Below are 2,535 nucleotides of genomic sequence, written 5' to 3'. Positions count from 1 at the left end.
ATGCTGAAGGGTTTCGGGTGCCGTTAGGCGTACGAAAGTCTCTCATGCAGGAACCCGCGGGCCGCACGCTCTGAGCTATGGAGATTTGTATTTCGGGGTGTGCCAGCGCCTGTCGCGAACTTCCGCATAGGACGCGGTGGGCATGTCGTGGAAGCGGCGTCCGGGCCAGGCCGCGGCGCCAGTAGCGTTGATTCCGACGGGATTGGTGTGCGTGACGACCGGCGTCACGGCAACGTGCACATAACATCCCGTTGACCGGCGCCAGCGTGGCGCGGCCGTGTGTGCAGACGGTCCATGCCGGGTCATGGGGCGTTCTCCCGGTTCGGCGCTCTTGATGCAGGCGGTGCACGAGGCTGGCACCACCGTTCGAACCTCTCGATGACGACCATGCGTCCGCCGCAGCAAGGGCAAGGCCGGCGGACGTCAGCCGGTTCTTCCGAGGTGTCGTCTTGGGACGGCAGATCGACGTTCAGCAGTTCGCGCGCGAGTGCGAGGCTGGCCTTGCGGGCGGAGCTGGCGAGCAGTCCATAGTAACGGATGCGGTGGAACCCACGCGGCAGGACATGGAGCAGGAAGCGGCGGATGAACTCGTCGGCGGCAAGCGTCATGGCGCGCTGGCGCTCGACACCATCGCGGCGATAGTCCTTGTAGCGGAAGGTGACTCCAGCCTCGTCGAAGGCGATCAGGCGGCGGTTCGAGATGGCAACCCGGTGCGTGTAGCGCGACAGGTAGGCGAGCACCGCTTCCGGCCCGGCGAAGGGCGCCTTGGCGTAGACCACCCAGCGCTTGTTCCGGACCGGCGACAGGTGCCGCAGGAAGGCCTGCCGCTCGACGAGATGAGCAAGGGTGCCGAAGAAGGCGAGCCGACCGGCGTCGTGCAGCGCGATCAGCCGGGTCAGAAACAGGCGGCGGAACAACTTGCCCAGTACTCTGACCGGGAGCAGGAAGGCCGCGCGCGACGATATCCAGCGGCTCCCGTCCGGCGCGATGCCGCCGCCCGGCACGATCATGTGGACATGCGGATGGTGGGTCATCGCCGATCCCCATGTGTGGAGCACGGCGGTGATGCCGATGCGCGCGCCGAGATGCCTGGGATCGGCCGCGATCGTCAGCATGGTCTCCGATGCCGCCTTGAACAGCAGGTCATAGACCAGCGCCTTGTTGTGGAACGCGATCTCGGCGACTTCGGCCGGCAGCGTGAACACGACGTGGAAGTATCCGACTGGCAGCAGGTCGGCTTCGCGCTCGGCGAGCCATGTACGCGCGGCCGCGCCCTGGCACCTGGGACAGTGCCGGTTACGGCAGCTGTTATAGGCGATCCGCCATTGGCCGCAGTCCGCACAGGCTTCGACATGACCACCCAATGCAGCGGTGCGACACTGTTCGATCGCTGACATGACCTTGAGCTGCTGCAGGCTCAGATGCCCGGCGTGGGAGACCCGGTATCCGGGGCCGGCAGCACGGAAGATATCGGCGACCTCCAGGTCGGCGCGCACCGGTTCAGCCGGACGGCGTCTTGCCTTCCATGAGGGCCATCAGCCGGTCGAGCGGCCCTGCGACCGCGTGGATCGTCCGGGTCGAGACCTTGGTGTAGAGCGCTGTCGTTTCGAGCTTGCTGTGCCCGAGCAGCACCTGGATGACGCGGATGTCGACATCCTGCTCGAGCAGGTGGGTGGCGAAGCTGTGCCGCAGCGTATGCGGGCTGACGCGCTTGCGGATGCCGGCGACTTCGGCGGCTTCCTGAACCGCGCGATGGAGTTGCCGCGACGAGATCGGATCGGTGCAACTGCGCCCCGGGAACAGCCAGCCATGCGGAAGCATCACCCCGCGACGCCTGCCTTCGCGCCACCACAGCCGCAGCAGTTCCAAAAGTTGCGGCGAGAGCATGGCGTTGCGGTCCCTGCGTCCCTTGCCTTGTTCGACGCGGATCAGCATGCGTGTGCTGTCGATATCATCGACCTTGAGGTGCGCGACCTCCGATACGCGCAGACCCGCGCCATAGGCGACACCGAGCGCGGCCTTGTACTTGATGCCAGGTGCTGCTTCGAGCAGCCGCGCCGCTTCCTCCACGCTCAGCACGTCCGGCAGCTTGCGTGGATGGCGCATGATCACCAGCACACGTGCCAGATCCCGCCGCTTCAGCGTCACCAGGAACAGGAACCGCAGTGCCGAGACCGCGCCATTGATCGTCGCAGGGCCGACGCCGCTCTCATGCTGATGCAGCTGGAATCGACGGATGTCCTCAGCCGTCGCAGTGTCGGGCGAGCGGCCAAGGAACACAGCGAAGCGCCGGACGTGACGAACGTAGTCTTGCTGGGTATGGGAACCCAGGCCACGCATGAGCATGTCGTGCTGCATGCGCTGGCGAAGCGGAGAGATTGGTGCATCGGTCGACAGGGTAGCCATGGCGAGTTCCTCTCGTTGAAGGGAACTCCATGGTCAGATCGACGCCTCTACCCGCTCAAGTCAAAATGGCAGTCGCGCCATCTCAGAACGAGGCGCCCCTCCCGCGAAGCGGGTTCGTGCATGAGGCGC

At 65.8% G+C, this 2,535-nt stretch carries 2 protein-coding genes; both read right to left on the bottom strand.

Features of this window, described 5'->3' with window-relative positions; genetic code table 11:
• Positions 1-302: 302 nt before the first annotated feature.
• Positions 303-1,496, bottom strand: a complete 1,194-nt coding sequence (locus NKI41_RS32895) for an IS91 family transposase (protein WP_502901274.1) — start codon at positions 1,494-1,496, stop codon at positions 303-305.
• Between the two features lie 4 nt (positions 1,497-1,500).
• On the bottom strand, positions 1,501-2,406 hold the full coding sequence (locus NKI41_RS32890) for a tyrosine-type recombinase/integrase (protein ID WP_352687188.1): 906 nt from the start codon (positions 2,404-2,406) through the stop codon (positions 1,501-1,503).
• Between the last annotated feature and the right edge of the window lie 129 nt (positions 2,407-2,535).

The sequence above is a fragment of the Mesorhizobium sp. M0601 genome, from assembly GCF_040320845.1.
GTDB lineage: Bacteria > Pseudomonadota > Alphaproteobacteria > Rhizobiales > Rhizobiaceae > Mesorhizobium.
The sequence above is the reverse complement of the archived record's forward strand: the minus strand, read 5'-3'. Positions and strand labels throughout refer to the sequence as shown.

Excerpts from the sequence above, each read along its gene's own strand:
- NKI41_RS32890 (WP_352687188.1), bottom strand. The coding sequence starts at position 2,406 with ATGGCTACCCTGTCGACCGATGCACCAATCTCTCCGCTTCGCCAGCGC.